Source organism: Marinobacter changyiensis, assembly GCF_009193265.1.
GTDB classification, from domain to species: domain Bacteria; phylum Pseudomonadota; class Gammaproteobacteria; order Pseudomonadales; family Oleiphilaceae; genus Marinobacter; species Marinobacter changyiensis.
The window spans coordinates 40,577-63,974 of sequence record NZ_VZZZ01000007.1; the positions used below are offsets into that span (position 1 = coordinate 40,577).

General features: G+C 57.4%; 19 protein-coding genes. 3 read left to right on the forward strand and 16 right to left on the reverse strand.

Going from position 1 to position 23,398, the window contains the following annotated elements; all coding sequences use genetic code 11:
• Positions 1-33: 33 nt before the first annotated feature.
• On the forward strand, positions 34-237 hold the full coding sequence (locus F6Y09_RS18065) for a DUF6316 family protein (protein ID WP_152208356.1): 204 nt from the start codon (positions 34-36) through the stop codon (positions 235-237).
• A 20-nt stretch (positions 238-257) separates the two neighbouring features.
• Here the strand turns inward: F6Y09_RS18065 and thiL are convergent, their stop codons facing one another.
• The 7 genes from thiL to glyA all read right to left on the reverse strand — a co-directional run bounded on the left by thiL (position 258) and on the right by glyA (position 6,397).
• Positions 258-1,220 carry a thiamine-phosphate kinase gene (gene thiL / locus F6Y09_RS18070; protein WP_152208357.1) on the reverse strand — a complete coding sequence of 321 codons (963 nt, stop codon included), beginning with the start codon at positions 1,218-1,220 and terminating at the stop codon, positions 258-260.
• The gene (gene nusB / locus F6Y09_RS18075; protein ID WP_179959465.1) at positions 1,221-1,706 is read right to left on the reverse strand and encodes a transcription antitermination factor NusB; all 486 of its coding nucleotides are present in this window, start codon (positions 1,704-1,706) and stop codon (positions 1,221-1,223) included.
• Entirely contained in the window at positions 1,706-2,182 is a 477-nt protein-coding gene (gene ribH, locus F6Y09_RS18080; RefSeq protein WP_152208358.1) for a 6,7-dimethyl-8-ribityllumazine synthase, read from the reverse strand. The genes nusB and ribH overlap by 1 nt, the downstream gene beginning before the upstream one ends.
• Positions 2,183-2,225: 43 nt before the next feature.
• Positions 2,226-3,341, reverse strand: a complete 1,116-nt coding sequence (gene ribBA / locus F6Y09_RS18085; protein ID WP_152208359.1) for a bifunctional 3,4-dihydroxy-2-butanone-4-phosphate synthase/GTP cyclohydrolase II — start codon at positions 3,339-3,341, stop codon at positions 2,226-2,228.
• A gap of 98 nt (positions 3,342-3,439) precedes the next feature.
• Positions 3,440-4,555, reverse strand: coding sequence for a bifunctional diaminohydroxyphosphoribosylaminopyrimidine deaminase/5-amino-6-(5-phosphoribosylamino)uracil reductase RibD (ribD, locus tag F6Y09_RS18090; RefSeq protein WP_152208360.1), 1,116 nt, complete (start codon positions 4,553-4,555; stop codon positions 3,440-3,442).
• On the reverse strand, positions 4,552-5,076 hold the full coding sequence (gene nrdR / locus F6Y09_RS18095) for a transcriptional regulator NrdR (protein WP_152208361.1): 525 nt from the start codon (positions 5,074-5,076) through the stop codon (positions 4,552-4,554). Before nrdR ends, ribD begins: the two co-directional genes overlap by 4 nt.
• A 64-nt stretch (positions 5,077-5,140) precedes the next feature.
• Complete coding sequence (gene glyA / locus F6Y09_RS18100; protein WP_152208362.1) at positions 5,141-6,397, reverse strand: serine hydroxymethyltransferase; 1,257 nt, start codon at positions 6,395-6,397, stop codon at positions 5,141-5,143.
• Positions 6,398-6,624: 227 nt separating this feature from the next.
• On the opposite strand from glyA, the gene ettA reads away from it, so the two are divergent.
• The gene (gene ettA / locus F6Y09_RS18105) at positions 6,625-8,286 is read left to right on the forward strand and encodes an energy-dependent translational throttle protein EttA (RefSeq protein WP_152208363.1); all 1,662 of its coding nucleotides are present in this window, start codon (positions 6,625-6,627) and stop codon (positions 8,284-8,286) included.
• Positions 8,286-9,668, forward strand: coding sequence for a DNA repair protein RadA (radA, locus tag F6Y09_RS18110; RefSeq protein ID WP_152208364.1), 1,383 nt, complete (start codon positions 8,286-8,288; stop codon positions 9,666-9,668). Before ettA ends, radA begins: the two co-directional genes overlap by 1 nt.
• A 4-nt stretch (positions 9,669-9,672) precedes the next feature.
• Here the strand turns inward: radA and F6Y09_RS18115 are convergent, their stop codons facing one another.
• From F6Y09_RS18115 to F6Y09_RS18155, 9 genes are all read right to left on the reverse strand, one after another.
• On the reverse strand, positions 9,673-10,044 hold the full coding sequence (locus tag F6Y09_RS18115; protein ID WP_152208365.1) for a PilZ domain-containing protein: 372 nt from the start codon (positions 10,042-10,044) through the stop codon (positions 9,673-9,675).
• 72 nt (positions 10,045-10,116) lie between these two features.
• The gene (gene hemE, locus F6Y09_RS18120; protein ID WP_152208366.1) at positions 10,117-11,184 is read right to left on the reverse strand and encodes a uroporphyrinogen decarboxylase; all 1,068 of its coding nucleotides are present in this window, start codon (positions 11,182-11,184) and stop codon (positions 10,117-10,119) included.
• A 30-nt stretch (positions 11,185-11,214) separates the two neighbouring features.
• Positions 11,215-12,633: an FAD-dependent oxidoreductase gene (locus tag F6Y09_RS18125; RefSeq protein WP_152208367.1), complete on the reverse strand. Its 1,419-nt coding sequence runs from the start codon at positions 12,631-12,633 to the stop codon at positions 11,215-11,217.
• Positions 12,634-12,711: 78 nt separating this feature from the next.
• Positions 12,712-17,160 carry a glutamate synthase large subunit gene (gene gltB, locus F6Y09_RS18130; RefSeq protein ID WP_152208368.1) on the reverse strand — a complete coding sequence of 1,483 codons (4,449 nt, stop codon included), beginning with the start codon at positions 17,158-17,160 and terminating at the stop codon, positions 12,712-12,714.
• Between the two features lie 219 nt (positions 17,161-17,379).
• On the reverse strand, positions 17,380-18,915 hold the full coding sequence (locus F6Y09_RS18135) for an AAA family ATPase (protein WP_152208369.1): 1,536 nt from the start codon (positions 18,913-18,915) through the stop codon (positions 17,380-17,382).
• A 42-nt stretch (positions 18,916-18,957) separates the two neighbouring features.
• Positions 18,958-20,052 carry a 3-dehydroquinate synthase gene (gene aroB / locus F6Y09_RS18140; protein ID WP_152208370.1) on the reverse strand — a complete coding sequence of 365 codons (1,095 nt, stop codon included), beginning with the start codon at positions 20,050-20,052 and terminating at the stop codon, positions 18,958-18,960.
• Entirely contained in the window at positions 20,045-20,611 is a 567-nt protein-coding gene (gene aroK / locus F6Y09_RS18145) for a shikimate kinase AroK (protein WP_152208371.1), read from the reverse strand. Before aroK ends, aroB begins: the two co-directional genes overlap by 8 nt.
• Before the next feature lie 125 nt (positions 20,612-20,736).
• Positions 20,737-22,788, reverse strand: a complete 2,052-nt coding sequence (locus F6Y09_RS18150) for a type IV pilus secretin PilQ (protein ID WP_152208372.1) — start codon at positions 22,786-22,788, stop codon at positions 20,737-20,739.
• A 65-nt stretch (positions 22,789-22,853) separates the two neighbouring features.
• On the reverse strand, positions 22,854-23,396 hold the full coding sequence (locus F6Y09_RS18155; RefSeq protein ID WP_152208373.1) for a pilus assembly protein PilP: 543 nt from the start codon (positions 23,394-23,396) through the stop codon (positions 22,854-22,856).
• Positions 23,397-23,398 lie beyond the last annotated feature (2 nt).

Sequence of the window (23,398 nt, forward strand, 5' to 3'; positions counted from 1 at the left end):
ATAACGACAATCTCAGGGGCACAGGAGGTTTGAATGAGTATTGAAGCACGTTCCGGTGAAGCGGGATCGGTTCCGTTTCGCAGTAGCCGTTTCTTTTGCGTCGGGGGCAAGTGGTACTTCACAACCCGGGAGGGCTTTGACAGCGGGCCTTTTGCGTCCAGAGACCGGGCGGAAATCGGCCTGAGACGGTTCTTGCATGTCGTAAGCCTGCTACCAGAGCAAGAGCGGATTCACTAGAACCCACGTTGCAACCTCGGTCATTCATCGCCTCCGAAATGGTCATATCCGGCGCTGATTACAGTGCGGTCCTGATGCCCGTCGTTCAGCCATATGCCTGATTCCGGGATGACTTCGCCAATGATGGTCAGCTCGCTACTACTGACAACCTCCTCCAGTGAAGGCCAGCGGTCCGGCGCCACGGTAAAACAGATTTCATAATCATCGCCACCGTTGAGCGCCATCGCCAGGGCCTCCTGCTCGCTGTGAAGCGCCATTAACGCGGCAGACCGCGGAATCGCATGTTCAATCAGACGAGCGCCCACTCTTGAGGCGACGAGTATGTGGCCCAGATCTGCCAGCAAACCGTCGGAAACATCGACTGCGGCCGAAGCTCTGCCCCGAAGCAACTGCCCCAGAGCCAGTTTCGCCTCCGGGTGATGATAACGGTCAAGCAACGCCCGGACAGGGCGGGATGGGGAGGATTCGTTCAACCAGTTCAGTGCCGCGCGCGCATCCCCCAAGGTCCCGGACACCCCGATCAGATCGCCGGGCCGCGCTCCCGAGCGCAGAATTGCCTGCCCGGCCGGGACGGTACCATGGACCTGGAGAGAGAGCGTTAAAGGACCCCGGGTCGTATCACCACCGGCCAAAGCCAAACCAAAGTGTTTGGCGGCATCGCTCAAACCAAGAGCAAACGCTTTCAGCCAGGCCTCGTTGGAGAAAGGTAAGGTGAGCGCCAGAGTAAAGCAAACCGGGTCTGCCCCCATGGCGGCGAGATCACTGGCAGCGACGGCCAGGCTTCGCCAGCCCAGCAGGCGGGGCGAATATGCTGTCGGGAAATGCACACCTTCGACCAGGGTGTCGATCGAGAAGACCAACTCGGTACCCGGCGGCAGTCTCTGGATCGCGCAGTCATCCCCCGGGCCCAGCCGGACCGCCGGAGTTCCGGTGGCTTCAGCCACCGGCATGAAAATCTGACGGATCAGAGCAAACTCATTCATTTACCAGTGGCGGGTTTCAGCCAGCCGCAATCTGCGGCTGAGCTTATCGAGCACACTGTTCACAAACTTGTGTCCTTCGGTGCCACCGAAACGCTTGGCCATCTCGATACCTTCGTTGATCACCACCTTGTAAGGCACATCAATACGATGTTTCAGCTCGTAGGCACCGAGACGCACAATAGCCAGTTCGACTGCGTCAACCTCGCCCAGTGGCCGGTCCAGGAATGGCTCGATGGTTCTGTCGAGATCCGCCTGTTCCCGGTGCACACCCCTCAGCAAATCACGAAAATAAGCGGTATCAACGTTGCCCATGTCGTTGTCCACCATGAACTCCGCCTCGATGTCAGCAATAGGGCTTTTGCTGAAATGACGTTGATACAAGCCTTGCATGGCAAAAATACGGGCGCGCCTGCGCTCGCCGGCTTTTGGCTTGCGGGCAGGACTCGCACCTTCAGCCATGGATTCTGTGTCATCAGACTCAACCATCACTCGCCCAACTTTTTAAATAAACTGACCATTTCCAGAGCTGTAATAGCAGCTTCAGCACCTTTGTTGCCCGCTTTCGTGCCTGAGCGCTCGATAGCCTGCTCGATACTGTCAACGGTCAGCACGCCGAAAGTGACCGGTATATCGGTTTCCAGGCTTACCGCACCAATGCCACTGGCCGCCTCACCGGCAACATACTCGAAATGCGGCGTTCCGCCACGTATCACGGCACCCAGTGCAATGATCGCATCGTAATGAGCGGTTTCCGCAACACGCTTGACCGCCAGCGGCATCTCATAAGCACCGGGAACCCGGATAATTGCGATATCACCATCGGCAATACCATGGCGCCGCAGGGTGTCGACGGCCCCTGCCACCAGGCTCTCGACCACAAACCCGTTGAATCTGCCAACCACCAGCGCATAGCGCCCGGAACACTGGGTGAAATCGCCTTCAATTACTTTGATATCTGCCATTATGGACTCCTGTCCGGGCCCGACTGGCGCAGGCCCGGTTCATTCAGTTTGGGTTGTAAGGGAGGTATTCGACAACCTCGAGATCAAAACCGGAAATGGCCGAAAACTTGATGGGCGCACTTAACAGCCGCATTTTTCCGACGCCGATATCCCGCAGAATTTGGGACCCGGTACCGATCGTAAAATAGACCCCCGAGCTGCCCTTGCCTGACGAACCCCGGGCGGCATCAAAGAACTCATGAATGCGGTCTTCGAGGTTATGGCTGTCGGCTGCACTGTTCAACAGCACAACGACGCCGGTGCCCGCCTCACCAACAGTTCTGAGCGCATGATGCAATGGCCAGCTGCCCGAACCTTGCCTGCGTGCGCCCAGCAAGTCACGGAGTGTGTCAGTAATATGCACGCGCACCAGGGCAGGCTCACCCGGTTGGATGTCACCCATGACCATGGCCAGGTGGGTAGCACCCTGAATGTTGTCGCGGTAGGTACGCAGATTGAACACCCCATACTCGGTATCCAGGTCGTACTGTTCGATACACTCGACGGTGCGCTCGTTGAGTGTGCGGTAATGGATCAGATCAGCAATGGTACCGATCTTCAGGTCATGAAGCTGGGCGAACGCCTCAAGATCTTCACGACGCGCCATGGAGCCGTCGTCATTCATGATTTCGCAGATCACCCCGGCAGGCTCGCAACCCGCAAGAGCGGCCAGATCACAGGACGCTTCCGTGTGTCCGGCACGACTGAGCACACCGCCCGGATCGGCCATCAGCGGGAAAATATGACCGGGCTGGACCAGATCTTCCGGCTTGGCTGCCTTGGCTACGGCGGCCTGCACGGTGCGCGCCCGGTCTGCTGCCGAGATACCGGTGGTCACACCCACCGTTGCCTCGATGGACAGGGTGAATTTGGTGCCAAATCCAGACGCATTGCGATGCACCATCAGTGGCAGGTCCAGTTGTTCGCAACGCTCACGGGTCATCGGCATGCAGATCAGACCACGCCCGAAACGGGCCATGAAATTGATCGCCTCGGGGGTGCAGAATTCAGCGGCCATCACCAGGTCACCCTCGTTCTCGCGATCTTCATCGTCCATCAGGATGACCATTTTGCCCAGACGGATGTCCTCAACAATATCTTCGATGCTATTCAGTGCCATAAGGCTTTGTACCCTTTCGACCCATTCGTTGTTCGCGAACAGATCATGCTTTGAAATTCGTGATCGACAAGCCTGCCACAATGACAAGTGCCGTGAACCTATTGCAGCGCCAGGATCCAGCGCTGGTCGTCACCGATCTGGCGACGATCCGTTACCGTCCATTGTACTTTGTCAGCCATATTTTCCAGCGGTAGCGCCACCGTTGGCCGACCTTCGCTACCTAAAAACAACGGCGCCTGATACAGCCACAGCTCATCCACCAGCCGTCCGGACACGAAGGCGCCCGCCAATCGCGGCCCCGCCTCAACCAGCAATTCGTTGATGCCAATATCACCAAGCGCATCCAGCAATTGACCAAGATCAACCCCGTCACTCTGCCAGCCGACGCCGGTAATACCGACGCCGAGCGCGGCAAGATCCTGAGCAGGTGCCGTGCTCAGCGCCTCCGAAGAACAAAAAACCTGAACATTCCCGCCCTGCAGGATCCTGGCACCCGGAGGAGTGCGGGCGTCGCGATCTGCAATCACCCTGAGCGGCTGACGCGCGGGCTCGGTCGCCAGGCCAATATCACCGAGCTCGCTGCGACGAACCGTCAAGGACGGGTCATCGACAAGGACTGTACCCACCCCCGTCAGGATGGCATCGCTCATGGCGCGCAAACGCTGTACGTCACGTCTGGAGTCAGCCCCGGTGATCCACTGGCTTTCCCCCGACGCCATGGCGGTGCGGCCATCCAGGCTTGCTGCCACCTTGACCCGGACAAAGGGGCGACCGGTATTCATGCGTTTCATAAACCCCGGGTTCAGCTTCGCCGCTTCCTCAGCCAGCAACCCCTCGGTGACGCGAACCCCAGCGTCCCGCAGCTGCTGGAGGCCACGGCCTGACACTGCCGGGTTGGGATCCTTGGTCGCCGCAAAAATATGTGCCACGCCAGCATCAATCAATGCCCGGGAGCAAGGCGGTGTGCGGCCGAAGTGACTGCACGGCTCCAGGGTGACATACACCGTCGCCCCCCGGGCCTCCGGACCCGCCTGGCTTATCGCCCGGACCTCTGCGTGAGCCTCACCGGCACGCTCGTGCCAGCCCTCACCGAGAATCCTTCCGTCCTTGGCGATGACACAACCTACCCGGGGATTGGGATGGGTCGAGTAGCGACCCCGCCAGGCCAACTGGACAGCTCTGGCCATCAGAGCGGTATCTCTGGCATCGATCATGTGCGGCCCTTTGGCTTATCATTTTCGGCCAGGGCCTTGGCCACATCGGAAGCGTCAGCACCCTCACCCATATGGGCGGACAAGCGCTCAATCTCTTCCTTGAATTCGTTGATATCCTGGAAGCTCCGATAGACCGAAGCGAAACGAACATAGGCGACTTTATCTAGCTGACGGAGTTCACTCATGATCTCCTCCCCCAGCTGCATCGACTTGATTTCCCGCTCACCGGTGGCTCGCAGACGGAACCGGACCCGGGTCAAAGCGGCTTCGATGTCCTCAATGCTGACCGGCCTTTTCTCCAGCGCTTTCATCAGCCCGGCCCGCAGTTTTTCCTCGTCGAATGGCTGGCGAGTGCCATCCTGCTTGACCACGCGGGGCATAACCAGTTCTGCAGATTCAAAGGTGGTGAAGCGCTCACGGCACGAAAGGCACTCCCTTCGGCGGCGCACCTGGTCACCTTCGGCAACCAGCCGTGAATCGATGACCTTGGTATCAGCTTCACCACAGAAAGGGCAATGCATGCTTGGTGCTCCCGGAGGATGCCGGCGCCCTGCAAGTGCAAGGCCCGGTCATTAGCTGAGGGGCTCAGGTGCCATAAACAGGAAAGCGCGCGCAGAGCGCGCTGACCTGTTCTTTGACCCGGGCGTTGACTTCGTCACTGTCGATGTTGTCGAGTATATCGCACATCCAACCCGCCAGTTCCCGGCACTCGGACTCTCCGAATCCTCGGGTGGTCACTGCAGGCGTGCCGATCCGCAAGCCGGAGGTCACAAACGGAGAGCGCGGATCGTTGGGAACAGCGTTCTTGTTCACCGTGATGTAAGCGCGACCGAGCGCTGCATCCGCGTCTTTGCCAGTAATATCCTGCTTGATCAGGCTGACCAGGAACAGGTGGTTAGTAGTGCCACCAGAGACCACATCAAAACCCCTGGCGACAAAAGCTTCAGCCATTGCCTTGGCATTTTTGATGACCTGCTGCTGATATACCTTGAACTCATCGCTCATGGCTTCCTTGAAACAGATTGCCTTGGCCGCGATCACGTGCATCAAGGGGCCGCCCTGGCTGCCGGGGAAAACAGCCGAGTTCAGTTTTTTCTGCAGATCGGCGTCATCACAGGCGAGAATCAGCCCGCCGCGGGGGCCGCGCAAGGTTTTGTGGGTCGTCGTTGTGACCACGTGGGCATGGGGAATCGGATCCGGATAAACACCTGCGGCAACCAGACCGGCCACATGGGCCATGTCGACAAACAGGTAGGCACCGATCTTGTCGGCAATGGCGCGAAAGCGCGCGAAATCGAGCTTCTGGGAATAGGCCGAGAACCCGGCAATAATCATTTTGGGCTTATGGTCGAGGGCCAGCTGCTCAACTTCATCGTAATCGATCAGGCCAGTATCCGTGTTGATCCCGTACTGGACCGCATTGTATATCTTGCCGGAAAAATTCACTGACGCGCCATGGGTCAGGTGGCCGCCATGGGCCAGGCTCATGCCGAGGACCGTGTCACCGGGTTTGAGCAACGCCATGAAGACCGCCGAGTTGGCTTGTGATCCGGAATGCGGCTGCACGTTGGCATACGCTGCGCCGAACAATTGCCTGGCTCGGTCGATGGCCAACTTCTCGGCAACATCAACGTATTCGCAGCCACCGTAATAACGCTTGCCCGGATACCCTTCCGCGTATTTGTTGGTGAGCGCAGAGCCCTGGGCTTCCATTACGCGCGGGCTGGTATAGTTCTCCGATGCAATAAGCTCGATATGCGTTTCCTGGCGTATGGTTTCGGCCTGAATGGCATTCCAGATTTCGTCGTCGTATCCGGCGATTTTCATATCACGGTTAAACATTGATTTGCTGCCCCTGTTTGCTGTGTCTGCCCGGCAGACAATCTGAATTCGGCTGTGAAAAATAGGGCCGCTATTCTAACGTATTACGGGCCTTGAAATCACCTTTTCAGCACTAAAGCCAGCCGAGCATGCCGCCGTTGACACCGATTGCTATAAGGCAGCGGTTTCGCTACCTTTACAGGCCAGTTTCACGAGAACGGACACCAAACGAAAGGATCCTGCCAGCTATGGCCCAGTACGTATTTTCCATGAACCGGGTGGGCAAGGTTGTCCCGCCCAAACGCGAAATCCTCAAGGATATCTCCCTGAGCTTCTTCCCGGGGGCCAAAATTGGCGTGCTTGGTCTCAACGGCTCCGGTAAGTCGACCCTACTCAGGATTATGGCGGGCATCGACCAGGATTACATCGGTGAAGCCCGCCCCCAGCCCGGCATTAACGTCGGCTACCTGCCCCAGGAGCCCGAGCTCGACGACAGCAAAACTGTTAAAGAAGTGGTCGATGAAGCCGCCGAGGCAGTCCATAACGCACTTGCTGAACTGGATCAGGTTTACGCCGCTTACGCGGAACCGGACGCCGACTTCGATGCGCTGGCGAAAAAACAGGGTGAACTGGAAAGTTTTATCCAGGCCGTGGACGGCCATGACATCGAACGCAAGCTCGAAGTGGCGGCTGACGCCCTGAGACTGCCGCCCTGGGACGCCCGCATAGCGACCCTGTCGGGCGGTGAACGACGCCGGGTTGCCTTGTGCCGCCTGTTGTTGTCCGGCCCGGACATGCTGTTGCTTGATGAGCCAACCAACCATCTGGATGCCGAATCGGTGGCCTGGTTGGAGCGGTTTCTCCATGACTACCCGGGCACCGTGGTCGCCATTACCCACGACCGGTACTTCCTGGACAATGTCGCAGGCTGGATTCTCGAACTTGACCGCGGTCACGGCATTCCGTTTGAAGGCAACTACAGCCAGTGGCTGGAAGCCAAACAAAAACGTCTCGAGCTGGAGTCCAAACAGGAAGATGCCCGGCAGAAATCCATCAAGCACGAGCTGGAATGGGTGCGCAGTAATGCCAAGGGCCGGCAATCCAAGAGCAAGGCCCGACTGGCCCGCTTTGACGAACTGAGCTCCCAGGACTTCCAGAAGCGCAACGAAACCAACGAACTCTATATTCCGCCGGGCCCCCGTCTGGGCGACAAGGTGATCGAGATCGACAACATCAGCAAATCGTTTGGTGACACGCTGCTGTACGAGAACCTGAGTCTGAGCATTCCCCCGGGCTCCATTGTCGGTATTATCGGCGGTAACGGTGCCGGTAAATCGACACTTTTCCGGATGATTGCGGGCCATGACAAGCCGGACTCCGGAACCATCACCATCGGCGAGTCCGTTAAACTGGCCTATGTCGACCAGATGCGGGATCTCGACGGCGACAAAACCGTGTGGGAGGAGCTCAGCGATGGCCAGGACATTATCCAGGTTGGCAACTACCAGACGCCGTCGAGGGCCTATGTAGGCCGCTTCAACTTCAAAGGCGGTGACCAGCAAAAGCGGGTCGCAGACCTGTCCGGTGGCGAACGCAACCGCCTGCATCTGGCCAAATTGTTGAAAGAAGGCGGCAACGTGCTGTTGCTGGACGAACCTACAAACGATCTCGACGTCGAAACGCTGCGGGCATTGGAAGAGGCGCTGCTTAACTTCCCCGGCACCGTTATGGTGATTTCGCACGATCGCTGGTTCCTTGACCGGGTTGCCACCCATATTCTGGCGTTCGAAGGCGATAGCGAAGTCGTGTTCTTCGAGGGCAATTTCACCGAATACGACGAAGATCACAAGAAACGCAAAGGTGATTCCGCGCTCGTGCCCCAACGCATGAAATACAAGAAGCTGGCCTGATGGCAAAAGCCAGAACGGCCTACGTCTGCACCGAGTGCGGCGCAGACTACTCCAAATGGCAGGGCCAGTGCACCGCCTGCCAGGCCTGGAATACCATCAGTGAAGTGCGGGGCGTGAGCAGTTCCGCCAGCGCGGGCAGCAGTCGCGGTATCCGGTTCGAGGGTTTCGCCGGTAGCCTTTCGGCCGTCCAGACGCTGGATTCCGTTAACCTCAGCGAGCAGTCCCGCATCAGCTCCGGCATGCAGGAGCTCGATCGGGTTCTCGGCGGTGGCCTGGTCGAAGGTTCGGCCATTCTGATGGGTGGCCATCCCGGCGCGGGCAAAAGCACCCTTTTGCTTCAGACTGTCTGCCACCTGGCCGGCAGAATTCCCGCGCTTTATGTGACCGGCGAGGAATCGCTGCAGCAGGTCGCCATGCGGGCCAAGCGCCTCGAACTGCCCACCAGCAAACTGATGATGCTGTCGGAAACCAGTGTTGAGCGTGTCATCCAGATTGCGGAGGCAGAAAAGCCACGGGTTCTGGTGGTGGACAGTATTCAGGTCATGCATATCAGTGAGGTGGAGTCTGCCCCCGGCAGCGTCTCCCAGGTCCGGGAAAGTGCCGCCTACCTCACCCGTTTTGCCAAGCAGACCGGCACCATTCTGTTTCTGGTTGGCCATGTAACCAAAGATGGCAGCCTGGCAGGGCCCAAGGTACTCGAGCACATGATCGACTGCTCTATTTTGCTGGAAGGTTCCAGTGACAGCCGCTATCGCACCCTGCGGGGGACCAAAAACCGGTTTGGCGCGGTCAACGAACTGGGCGTATTCGCCATGCTGGAGCAGGGCCTGAAAGAGGTTAAAAACCCCAGCGCCATCTTCCTGAACCGCGGGGAGGAGGCCGCCCCGGGCAGTGTTGTTATGGTCATATGGGAAGGTACCCGACCCATGCTGGTCGAAATCCAGGCTCTGGTCGACGTCGCTCAGGGCGGCTACCCCCGCAGGGTAGCCGTGGGGCTGGATCAGAATCGCCTGGCCATGCTGCTGGCAGTTTTGCACCGCCATGGCGGTTTACACTGCGCTGATCAGGACGTGTTCGTCAACGTGGTGGGTGGCGTCAAGGTGAGCGAAACCAGTGCCGATCTGGCGTTGCTGGCGGCTGTGGTCTCATCCTTCCGGGATCGGGCGTTGCCTCAGGATCTGGTGATTTTTGGCGAAGTAGGGTTATCCGGGGAGATTCGACCGGTACCAAGCGGCCAGGAGCGGATTTACGAAGCCGCCAAACACGGCTTTACCCGAGCACTCGTCCCGAAAGGTAACGCGCCGCGAAAGACTATCGAGAACATGAAGGTTATCCCGGTAACGAAACTGAGCGATGCCCTGACCGCGCTGGAAGAACTATAGGCGCTCACACACCCATCAGATGGCTGAGCTCCCGATCAAGCAGGGTCGGATCACCCAGGTTAAGTTCGACCAGGCGCTTGAGGTGGGACGCACTTTCAAGATCGATGTATTCACATTTGAAACCCAGCTTGTCGGCTTCGACATGGCGAAGTTCCACTGCCATGACAATCCCGCTTTCACGGTCGTCAAGATGAATGGTCACTTCAAACACCTGATTGAGGGGCGCTGACCAGTTGCGCGGCCGCCGGACCAGCACACCTTTCATCGAAATATCCAGAACCTGCGTGGCCCAGATCTCATCCTGGCAATGGATATCACAGCGCGCATCAAACAATATGCGGCGGAACTGGCGCTTTTCCGGACGGGCGATATTCACAGTTTGCGGCCTTATTGTTATACCAATATACCCGCACTATAGTGCCCCGGACGCCCGTGCGCCAGCCCGCATTCAGCCCTTGTGGTAAGCCGGACTCAATTCAACAACCGCCTCGATAAAGGCACCCGCATGGGCTGGGTCAACATCCGGCGTAATACCATGTCCCAGATTGAAGATATGCCCGCTGCCTTCACCGAATCGTCGCAGTATGTCCGCAACTTCCTCTCGAATCCGGCCCTTGGGGGCATACAGCATCGACGGGTCCATATTGCCTTGCAGGGTAACGGTATCCCCTACCCGCGCCCGGGCCTTGCCAATGTCCGTCGTCCAGTCAAGCCCCAGCGCATCAGCGCCTGTGGCCGCCATACTCTCGAGCCATTGACCGCCATTTTTGGTGAACAGGATCACCGGAACGCGCCGGCCTTCATGTTCGGGAATCAGACCATCCACGATTTTCTTCATGTAGGCCAGAGAGAATTCCTCATAGGCCCAGCTACTGAGCACGCCACCCCAGGTGTCGAAAATCTGCACCGCCTGGGCGCCAGCGCGAATCTGACAGTTGAGATAATCCGTCACCGCAACAGCAAGATGAGCCAGCAAACGATGCATCACCTCGGGCTCCGAGTACATCAGTCGCTTGGCTTCGCGGAAATCCTTCGATGAGCTGCCCTCGACCATGTAGGTGGCCAACGTCCAGGGACTGCCTGAAAAACCGATCAGCGGCACGCGCCCATTCAGCTCCCGCCGGATGGTGCTGACCGCATTCATCACGTACTCCAGGTCTGAATCCGCCTTGAGTGTTGGCAGGGCATCGACATCCGCCGCCGTCCGCACGGTTTTGCGGAATTTGGGGCCTTCGCCGGTTTCGAAATACAAGCCCAACCCCATGGCATCGGGGATTGTCAGGATATCCGAAAACAGGATCGCTGCATCAAGCGGGTAGCGCTCAAGGGGCTGTAAAGTCACTTCACAGGCCAGCTCGGTATTCTTGCAGAGGCTCAGGAAGTCGCCGGCTTTCTCGCGGGCAGCCCGGTACTCCGGCAGGTAACGCCCCGCCTGGCGCATCATCCAGACGGGCGTGCGGTCGACAGGCTGTCGCATCAGAGCGCGGAGAAAACGGTCGTTCTTAAGTTCAGTCATGCAAATCCTGTTTGGTCGGGGATACGACAATCAAATGTCGAGGTAATCGAGTATGCCCTCGGCGGCCTGGCGACCTTCCCAGATGGCTGTGACCACCAGGTCGGAGCCACGAACCATATCGCCCCCTGCGAAGATCTTGGTGTTGGAGGTCTGGAACGGATACTCGGCGTTTTCTTCCGCCGTGACACGCCCGGACTCGTCGGTCGCTATATCAAGCTCACCAAACCAGTCGGAAGGACTCGGGCGGAAACCGAAAGCTACGAGAACAGCGTCCGCCGGGATCACTTCTTCACTGCCGGGAATCACCTCCGGACGGCGGCGACCATTTTCATCGGGCTCGCCCAGCCGGGTCTGTACGACCTTCACGCCTTCGACCTTATCTTCACCAATAATGGCGATCGGCTGCCGGTTGAACAGGAATTTCACGCCCTCTTCCTTGGCATTAGACACCTCACGACGGGAACCCGGCATGTTGGCCTCGTCACGACGATAGGCGCAAGCCACGCTGGTAGCCATCTGGCGTATCGAGGTCCGGTTGCAATCCATGGCGGTATCGCCGCCACCAAGCACGACCACCCGTTTGCCCTTCATGTCGATGAAGTCGTCCTCATCATTCTCAAATCCAAGGCGACGACTCACGTTCGACACCAGGAACGGCAGCGCATCGTAGACTCCGGGCAGATCTTCGCCGGGAAAGCCGCCTTTCATGTAGGTATAGGTTCCCATCCCCATAAACACCGCATCGTAGTCTTTGATGATGTCGTCCATCATCACGTCTTTGCCTACTTCGGTAGAGAGCCGGAACTCAACGCCCATTTCCTCAAATATCTGGCGACGGCGTGTCATCACGGACTTTTCGAGCTTGAACTCGGGGATACCGAAGGTCAACAAGCCACCGATCTCGGGATAGCGATCAAAGACCACCGGCTTGACTCCGTTACGGGCCAATATATCAGCGCACCCGAGGCCAGCTGGACCGGCACCGATAACAGCAACTTTTTTATCCGTCCAGGTAACGTGGGACAGGTCCGGACGCCAGCCTAACGCGAATGCGGTATCGGTAATGTACTTTTCCACGGAGCCGATGGTGACGGCGCCATAGCCGTCGTTCAGGGTGCAGGCGCCCTCACACAGACGGTCCTGCGGGCAAACCCGGCCACACACCTCGGGCAGCGAGTTGGTCTGGTGACACAACTCCGCTGCTTTGAGAATGTTGCCTTCAGCCACCAGTTTCAGCCAGTTCGGAATGTAGTTGTGGACCGGACACTTCCACTCACAATAGGGGTTACCACACTCCAGACAACGATGTGACTGTTCGGCCGCTTCATCCTGCTTGAACGGATGATAAATCTCGCCAAATTCCTTTTTCCGCTTTTTTGCCGGCACTTTCTTCGGGTCGATGCGTCCGACCTCGATAAACTGGAAGTCGTTGTTAAGACGTTCTTTCATTATGTTGCTCTCATCAGCTCAATTTCGAGAGCCTGCCGACATCAAGCCGGCAAGCCTGGCCCACTCCATCGTCGCGCCTTACTCAGGACGACCCCGGGTGCTGGCCAACAAACTCCTGAGGCTTGCAGCCTTGGGCTTCACCAGCCAGAAGCGACCAATATAGTCATCGAAATTGTCAAGAATATGCCTGGCCCACTCGCTGCCGGTTTCCGACACATGCTCTCGCACCACACCCCTCAGGTGATTACGGTACGGCTCCATGTCTTCACTGGAAATGCGCTGAATTTCGACCAGTTCATGATTGTACTTGTCCACAAAGGTATTCTTCTGGTCCATAACGTAGGCGAAGCCTCCGGTCATGCCGGCGCCAAAGTTGTGGCCCGTGGAGCCCAGCACCGTTATCAGGCCACCCGTCATGTACTCGCAACAGTGATCGCCTACGCCCTCAACCACAGCTTGAGCTCCCGAGTTGCGCACACCGAAGCGCTCGCCAGCGGTCCCGGCGGCAAACAGCTTGCCCCCCGTTGCGCCATAGAGGCAGGTGTTGCCCACAATGGAGGTTTCCTGGGACTTGAATGTACTGACCTTTTGCGGGCGAATAACCAGTTTGCCGCCGGTCATACCCTTGCCGACATAATCGTTGGCGTCGCCGTCGAGGACCATATTGAGACCCGACACGTTCCAGACCCCAAAGCTCTGACCCGCGGTGCCTTCCAGCTCAAGGGTGATCGGTGCATCAACCATGCCCTGATTACCGTGGATTTCTGCGATTTCACCGGACAACCGGGCACCGATAGAACGATCACAGTTGGTTACCCTGTAACTGAAGGTGCCCCCTGACTTGTTCTTTATAGCCTCCATGGCATCCTCGACCATGCGTTCTGCCAGAGCACCCTTGTCAAAAGGATGGTTACGCTCTACCTGGCAGGTATGGGGCTTGTCAGCGGGAATCATATCATTGCCAAGCAGCCGTGACAGATCAAGCTTCTGTTGGCGCGGAGTATCACCCGGCAAGCGCTCCAGCAATTCGGTACGACCGACCAGCTCCTCAAGCGACCTCACCCCGAGTTTGGACAACCATTCACGAGTCTCTTCCGCAACAAAGCGGAAGAAATTCATCGCCATCTCGACTGTGCCTTCAAAGTGTTCGTCCCGGAGCCGCTGGTTCTGAGTCGCGACGCCCGTAGCACAGTTATTGAGATGACAAATTCGCAGGTATTTGCATCCCAGAGCTACCATCGGCGTGGTGCCAAAACCAAAGCTCTCAGCACCCAGAATAGCGGCTTTTACCACGTCCAGGCCGGTTTTGATGCCGCCGTCGGTCTGCAAGCGGATTTTGCCACGCAGGTCATTGGAGCGCAGAGCCTGCTGGGCCTCACTCAAACCAAGCTCCCAAGGGGAACCCGCATAGCGGATCGAGGTAAGCGGGCTGGCAGCGGTGCCACCGTCATAACCTGAAATCGTGATCAGATCGGCATAGGCCTTGGCCACGCCAGCTGCGATGGTGCCAACACCCGGTTCAGAGACCAGCTTTACCGACACCAGCGCATTCGGGTTGACCTGCTTGAGATCAAAAATCAGCTGGGCAAGGTCTTCAATGGAATAAATGTCATGATGCGGAGGGGGTGAAATCAGTGTCACACCCGGCACCGAGTAGCGCAGGCGTGCAATCAGCTCATTTACCTTGCCGCCGGGCAGCTGGCCGCCCTCGCCCGGTTTGGCGCCCTGAGCCACCTTGATCTGCATGACATCGGCGCTGCGCAGGTACTCTGCCGTCACCCCAAAGCGGCCGGAAGCCACTTGTTTGATCTTGGAGCGGCGCTCGGTGCCATGGCGGGCGGGGTCCTCACCGCCCTCACCGGAGTTGGAGCGACCGCCCAGGCGATTCATTGCCATCGCCAGGGCTTCGTGGGCCTCGGGTGAAAGCGCACCCAGGGACATAGCTGCAGAATCAAAGCGGGTGAAGATTGACTCCACCGGCTCAACCTCGGCCAGATCGATGGCCTTGATATCCTTACGAAACGTCAGCAAATCCCGCAGTGTCGCGACAGGTCGTTCGTTAACCAGCGCCGCATACTCCCGATAGGTTCCGTACTCTCCTGAAGTGACGGCCTGCTGCAAAGTCGTCACCACATCAGGATTGAACGCGTGATACTCCTGACCATGAATGTACTTCAACAGTCCGCCTGGCGATATCTGCTTGCGAGGCTTCCAGGCCACATCAGCAAGTTGCTCCTGGTCCTGCTGAAATTCAAAGAAACCGGCGCCCTGAATGCGGCTCGCAACCCCTTTAAAGCAAAGATCCACGACCTCATCTGCAATACCGATGGCCTCAAACAGTTGTGCCCCGCGATAGGACGTCACCGTTGAGATACCCATCTTGGACAGGATCTTGAGCAGGCCTTTGTTAATGCCTTTGCGGTAATTGTTCTTGGCCTCGATCGGGTCCATCAGCACTTCGCCGGTGCGAATCAGATCGTTCAGGACCTGATACGCCAGATACGGATAAACCGCCGTGGCACCGAAGCCGAACAGCACTGCGAAATGGTGCGGATCACGGGCCCAGCCGGTTTCCACCAGTATATTGGCGTCGCAACGGAGACCTTTTTCCACCAGGTGGTGGTGTACAGCACCGGTGGCCATCATGGCGTTTACCGGCAACTCGCCTTTCTGGAGATGTTTGTCAGTCAAAACCAGCAGTACCTTACCGTTGCGAACCGCTTGTTCGGCTTCCTCGCAGACCGTTTCGACCGCCTGTTTGAGGCCGAGCTCCGGTCGATAGCCTAGGCGGATCTCTGCCACCTCAAACCCTGCCCTCTCATTATTTACGATGCGCAGAAATTTGGCCGGAGACAGCACCGGCGTGGAAAGAATAATCCGGTTAGCATGATCTGCGGTTTCCTCGAAAACATTTCGCTCCGCCCCGAGACAGGTCTCAAGAGACATCACGATCGACTCCCGCAGCGGATCTATGGCCGGGTTGGTCACCTGGGCAAATTTCTGGCGGAAGTAGTCGGCAGTGTGGCGCACGCGACTCGACAGCACAGCCATCGGAGTATCGTCGCCCATGGAACCGACCGCCTCCTGGCCGTTCTCGGCCAACGGCCGGAGGATCTGGTCACGCTCCTCAAAGGACACCATGAACATTTTCTGGTGAACCAGCAACTCGTCAGCGTCCATCAGTTTGAATTCAGGGGTGTCCTGGTTCAGCGTCGCTTCAACCCGCAGGCTGTTCTCCCGCAGCCAGCGCTTATAGGGCTGACTGCTCTTGAGGCGATTATCGATGTCGTGGTTATGCAATAACTCACCAGACTCGGTATCCACTGCGATCATCTGGCCTGGCCCTACCCGGCCTTTTGCAACCACATCTTCAGGCTTATAACTGTAGGTACCTATTTCCGACGCCAGGGTAATGAAATCGTCTTTGGTAATAACCCAACGAGCCGGGCGCAGACCGTTTCGATCCAGCATGCATACGGCGTAGCGGCCGTCCGTCAGCACCAGACCCGCCGGGCCGTCCCAGGGTTCCATGTGCATGGAATTATATTCGTAGAATGCCCGCAGCTGAGAGTCCATGGTGTCGACATTCTGCCAGGCTGGGGGAATCATCATCCTGGCCGCCCGGAACAAGTCAACCCCGCCTGCCAGCAACACTTCCAGCATGTTGTCCATGCTGGAAGAATCGGATCCGGTCAGGTTAACCAGCGGTTGTAGGGTTTGCAGATCCGGAAGCTCCGGCGAACTGAACTTGGACGCCCGCGCAATGGCCCAGTTACGGTTGCCCGACACCGTATTGATCTCACCGTTGTGGGCAAGGTAACGGAAAGGCTGCGCCAGTGGCCACCGCGGCATGGTATTGGTGGAGAAACGCTGATGAAAGACGCAAATCGCCGTTTCCAGTAACGGGTCGCCAAGATCCGGATAAAAGGTCGTCAGGTCTGCCGGCATCATCAACCCTTTATAGGAGAGCGTCTGATGCGACAGGCTGCAGATATAGAACTCCGGGTCATCCGCCATGTCATTTTCCGCATGACGACGACCCACAAACAGGTTAATGGCAAACTGGCGCTCGTTTTTACCCGCCGGTTCAACAAAAACCTGCTCTATCTTGGGCAGGCAGTCCAGTGCCATAGGACCAAGACAATCGTTGTTGGTCGGCACCACCCGCCAACCGGCAATGTTCAGACCCTGTTCGGTGAGCCGCTTTTCGATGGCCGCACGGCCTGCTTCGGCTTTGGCATCGTCCTGGCTCAGAAAGATCTGCCCGATCGCAAAAGAAGGACTGAGCTTTTTCCCGAACGCATCTTTTGCGACCTTGCGCAAAAACGTGTCAGGTTTCTGGATCAACAGGCCACAACCATCACCAGTCTTGCCGTCTGCTGCAATACCACCTCGGTGGGTCATGCAGGTCAGAGACTCGATGGCAGTTTGCAACAACTTGTGGCTGGTCTGCCCTTTCATGTGGGCAATGAGACCAAATCCGCAGTTGTCCCTGAATTCATCGGGATGATACAAACCTGTCATCATAAGCGTTCTCTCGCAAAAAAATTCTTTTTCAATCAAAAGGATGATAATGCACTTGCAATAAAATCGACCTTTGACACTGAAAAGGGGGGCTGGCTATTTTACACACGTAGAAGTACCTACTCAAACCAATGAGCAAGTACCATGAAACTAAGTCAGTCGGGCGCAATCAGAATCCGCGCCGGGAAAGCTCCCCTTCGCGTTCTGAAGAGGCAAGTCGTATTACATATTGCTGAGTGGGCGAACCCAGATATCCTGGCTGCCCAAAGGACCGGCCAGTGACTTCACGGCTGCGCGGGCTGATTCGGGGTCGGTGTAGTTTCCGTAGAATACCACAAACCAGTCACGACCCGCCCTTTCGCTTCGAGTGTAGCGCAAGCCAGGCGTATTGCTGTGTTGCGCCAGAAAGCGAAGCGCCGTTGATTCGTTGTAACCCGCAATGTATTGCGCGGTCGAACCCGCCTGCCGCCGGAGCTCCTCGACGGCCACATACCGGGCAGGATTTTCGGGCTGAAACGCGACCTGCCCTTCAGCGTCTGGCTCTGGCTCTGGCTCTGGCTCTGGCTCTGGCTCTGGCTCTGGCTCTGGCTCTGGCTCTGGCTCTGGCTCTGGCTCTGGCTCTGGCTCTGGCTCTGATGTTGATCCGACAGCAGGCGCAGTGTCTACCTTTAATTCCGAATCAGGCTCAAATACCTGACCGCTGGCGGCGGCAGCCGCCGTACTCGCACTTTCTTCAAGTCCAGCGGACCCATCAGGATCCTTTTCCAGCTTTGGCAGCTCCGGACTATCCGGCCCCAGGGTAATGATGGCCCGCGCCCGCTCCGGTTCCGGCTCAGGTTGCGCTATCAACTCGTCAGCAATCATAGAGTCATATTGTTGCGATACAAGCCACCAGGATAAACCAAGCAGCAATACGGCCAGCGCCGGCCATCGCAGACCCGCAAGCCTTCGGCTGTTGCTCCCCGAGTTTACGGGTGCGGCTGCGAGATCCAGCCATATTGCTGGAGTGACGCGCCTGATTCCACCCAGGCTGCCCCGACTGAGTTCGTGAATACGCTCAAGAAAATGATCGGACAATAACTCACTGGTTTTCCCCCCAGCGGCGTGGACCCTGGGCTCAAGATAGTCTGAAACTTCATCGCGGGTCAGAGGGCGCAAGTGAATCTGATGCCCTCCCGCCAGGTCGCCGCCGCTACCCGCCAGCCCCAGGCTTTGAACAAGCTGGTCCGATCCGCTGAGCAATGGCACCGCGGAGCTCGAGGTATCTGACGCGGCGTGTGCTGACAGCAGCACCCGAATCACCTCCGGTGCTACCTGATCCGTGTCGTCCAGCAGCAAAACCAGCCGCCGGCCTTTGCGGGTGGCCGTCTCACTCCAACGGAAAAATCCGAAAATTGCATCGGCCGATGCTTCGGTGGACAACAAACTACGGTGCGCAGCTGCCAGCAGAGCTTTGGCGAGCGCCTGGATACTCGTCAGACTGCCCGAGTGGAGCCGAACAAACTCCAACCTGGCCGACTCGCTCCGCACCAGCTCCTCAAGAATTCGGGTTTTCCCGGCACCCCTGGCCCCGGTAACCAACAACGCCAGGTCACCGAAACCGCAAAGATGGCGCAAGGTTTCCAGAGCATGTTGCCGCTGAGCGTCCGGGAAAAAAGGCGTTTCCATCGCCAGCGGGTCTGCCCTGAGACTATAACGTTGCTGCAATCTTGCAAACAGCCCGCCGGTATCAAGTCCTGTCATTCCTTCGTCGGACATGATTGCCCCTTTGAAACTGTCGCGTCTTTAAAATCCGGGAGGTCAGGCTTCGTCACAAAACGCATTCAGGGTATCCATAAGCCGCGCATGTTCGAAATCGGATGTTATAACGGCTTCTCCTGGCGCACTCAACAGAACCAGTCGCAGGTTCCCATCGACATTTTTCTTGTCAACGGCCATGCGCTCCAGAAAATCATCCGGGCGCATCCCCCTGGGGGCCCTGTCTGGCAAGCCAGCTCGCTCAATCAAATCCCTCACCCGATCCAGCGCCTCCTGACTGATCATGCCCAGCCGATGCGACAAATCTGCGGCCATCACCATTCCGGCGCCTACCGCTTCACCGTGCAACCAGTGACCGTAACCGGCAAAGGTCTCAATGGCATGACCAAAGGTATGTCCGAGATTAAGGATAGCCCGCAGCCCGCCCTCGTGTTCATCAATAGCCACCACCTCTGCCTTGCAGGCACAAGACCGAAAGATGGCCTCAGAGAGAGCTTCCGTTTCGAGTGCGGTCAGCGCCTCAATGTTGTTCTCGAGCCACTCCAGAAACGGCAGATCACGGATCAGACCGTACTTGATCACCTCGGCCAGTCCCGCTGGTATTTCTCGCGGGGGCAACGTTGAGAGTGTGCCCGTGTCAATCAGTACAACCTGGGGTTGATGAAAGGCACCCACCATGTTCTTTCCCAGCGGGTGATTGATACCGGTTTTGCCACCGACCGACGAGTCGACCTGGGACAATAACGTGGTGGGAATCTGGATAAACCGGACGCCCCGCTGATAAGTGGCTGCTGCAAACCCGGCCATGTCACCCACCACACCACCGCCAAGCGCGACGATCGTGGTGTGGCGGGAATGGCGCTGCTCAAGCAAGGCATCAAATATGCGGTTCAGGGTTTGCCAGTCTTTATGTTGTTCGCCATCCGGCAGTATTACCGAGTCGACGGTTTTTCCCGGGAAGCAACGGATCGCCCGGTCAAGATACAGAGGCGCAACCACGGTGCTGGTAACAATCATTACTCGTTCGCCACGAACATACGGCGACAGATCAGTCATCCCGAGCAAACCTCGACCAATCAGGATCGGGTAGCTTCGATCACCCAGATTTACACTCAACTCTCGTACCGAATCAGACATGCTTGGGACCCTCTTTTCTGACCTGCCTTTTCTGCCTTGGTGTTTTGGGCTGCATGCGGTTGATCAGCTGCCGGACCACCAGCCTCGGGCTCTTTTTATCTGTAAACATGATGATATCGGCAAGCTTGGTATACAGCGGGTCTCTTTCCGAAAACAAACGCCGAAGCACCGCTTCCGGATCATCGTTCTGCAGCAGCGGGCGGTTGCGATCCCGACGGGTTCTTTCGACCTGTTGCTCCACCGATGTTTTCAGATAGATAACCAGGGCATCCTGCTTCAGCCTGACATGGTTCACCGCTTGCGTGACAGCCCCACCACCCGTTGCCAGGACAATGCCATCCCGCTCCGTTAACTCGGACAACATGGCGGACTCGCGCTGGCGAAATCCGGCCTCGCCCTCAACATCGAAAATCCACGGAATGTTGGCGCCGCAGCGCTCCTCTATCAGTCGATCGGTATCAACAAAACGATAGCCCAGCTCTCTGGCCAACAGCCTGCCAATGGTGCTTTTACCAGCCCCCATGGGTCCAACGAGCACTACACGTTTTGGCAACGTCATGACATTCGCTCTTCTACATCGTGGCGGGTGAGAATAGCATAGGCACTGAGATTCCATAAGATTTGCAGGTTTTTCAGGCAAAAAAAAGCCGCCCGGAACAGGGCGGCGCTTTGAACTCGACTTGCCTAGTTTACCAAGTCACCCTTGAGGATTTTCGGGGTGATGAAGATCAGCAACTCACTGCGTTCATCGATCGATGACTTCCGGGTAAACAACCGCCCGAGATAGGGAATATCTCCCAGGAAGGGGGTCTTGGTCACGGTGGTTGATGTCTCTGACTGGAAAATACCGCCAAGAACGACGGTCTCACCGTTGCGTACCAGCACCTGCGTGGTCACTTCGTTGGTGTTGATACTCGGAATACCATTGGTGACTTCACCACGGGAATTCTGGTTGACCGTCAAGTCCATAATGATCTTGTCGTCAGGGGTGATTTGTGGCGTCACTTCCAGCGACAGCACTGCTTCCTTGAAAGACACCGAGGTAGCACCGCTGGACGAGGCTTCCTGATAGGGAATTTCCTCACCGGACTGGATTCTTGCGGTTTGACGGTCAGCCGTCACAACCTTGGGCTGAGCCACGATTTCTGCCTGCCCGTCGCTCTCGAAAGCGGACAACTCCAGATCCACCAGGAAATCAGACCCGATATAGCCGAAGGATACCGAGGAGCTGTTTGCCCGGCTCACCCCGAGATCCACATTCAGGCCACCCAGGTTAACAGGGCTGCCAAACTGGCCCTGACCGATAGCACCGCCAAACCCGAAGTTATTCTCACCACTGTTCACATTTGACCGGCCGGCAGCGCCCCACTGAACACCCAACTCCTCGGCCAGATCCGTTTGCGCCCGAACCAGCCGTGCTTCAATCAGCACCTGACGAACCGGCACGTCCCAGGTCGTGACCAGACGACGGATCTGCTCAAGCTTGTCTGTCGACTCCCTCACGCTGATGGTGTTTGTCCGCGCGTCAGAAGAGACGAAGCCGCGATCAGAGATCAGCTCTTCATCAGCCTGGATCAAGGCAACGATATCCGCCGCCTTGGCGTAGTTAACCTGAATGATATCCAACCGTACCGGCGCCAGCTCGGCAATCTGCTTGGTGGTTTCAAGCTCCAGACGCTCTCGGGCTGCAATTTCGTCAGCGGGTGCGACCAGAAGCACATTGCCGATCTGCCGCTTATCGAGGCCTTTGGTTTTAAGAATAAGATCCAGGGCCTGATCCCATGGCACGTTCTGGAGGCGAAGTGTAATGCTGCCACTGACGGTGTCGCTGGCAACAAGGTTGAGCCCGGTAAAATCAGCAATCAGCTGCAGAACCGAACGCACTTCGATATCCTGAAAATTGAGGGACAGCTTGTCGCCGGTGTAAGGGAATTTGTCCTCACGGCGAAGCTCTGCCTCCTCCTCGGTGAGAGGCTCGACACTGACGGTGAAGACCTTGTCTGCCTGGTAAGCAATGTAGTCATAGCTGCCTTCGGGACGGATCTCGATGACGGCGTTATTGCCCTCCATGTAAGTGTCCACGCGAGTAACCGGAGTGGCAAAGTCCGTGACATCCAGCCGGCGACGCAAATCAGCCGGAACCTCCGCACCTTCAAGCACCAGGCGGATACGCCCGCCGGATTCCGTGAGGTCAACCGGCGTTTTGCTGTCTCCGAGTGAGACAATAACGCGACCCTCGCCATTCTGGCCACGCCGGAAATCAACACCCGTCACACCGAATTCAGCACGACTCCGGGATGAGGTCGCCGGCTGACTCGAGCTGGATTCAGACTGTGCCATGACAGCACTGCCTCCCTCGCTGGCGCCGATGGTGATCACCAACGAATTACCGGATCGTGAGGTCTGGTAAGGCGCCAGTTCTACCAGGTTGAATATCAATCGGGTCCGGTCCTTGGTTTGAACCACCGTCATGCTCTGGGCGTTACCTGAGCCCAGAGAGATGTTGCGGCTTTCAAGCCCGCTCCGGGTATCACTGAGATCGACTGCAATGCGAGCAGGTCTTTCAATGGTGTATCCGGTGGGCTCTGGCGGCTGACCGTCAAAGCTCAGCGTTACCTGGGTCCGGTCACCCGGTAGTGAAGAGAAGGATACATCCTGAAGGGTGACCGCATTGGCCAGACAGGACATCATCCCAAGAGCAACCATGCTGACGTATACGGTAAATTTTTTGAACATCGCTAGCCTCGACCCCAAACTGTATCGTTCGTGTGTTTTTCTTTCAGTTGTCATCATGCCGCTCCCTATCCCTCAATCAGTGAAAGGGATCGGGGGCGCTCTACCCAGCCTCCCCGGCCATTGGGTACTATTTCTATCAACTCGACACGCGAATCACTGACACCAATGATGCGCCCGTAATTCTGCCCCATATAATTTCCGGTTCGCACCCGATGCACGCCGCCTTCATTATCGGAAACGAGCGCGAAAGGACTCCCAATGCTGCCACCCAAGGTACCAACCATCTCCAACTCGGTGAGCGCATAGTTTTCCAGCACCTCCCTGGGTCGATCGAGGTCCGGTTCAACATTGCTCTGGGGTTGCTCATCCACCATGGTCAGCTGGACATCTACCGGGGGCTCGAAGGGTGCTCTCCGGTCGGCTGAGGCATAGGTAAAGGCTTCATAGGCGTTGAACTCCGGCAGGGGCTCAACAAACCCCCGGGGCTTGGATCGGGTTTCTTCCATAAACCTGTCGAGATCCGCAAAGCCGTTGCCCTGGGAACAACCTGCCAACAGTGACACCAGACAGAAGCTCAACCAGGCTCTTCCCGAATGCAGTTTTGTCATGG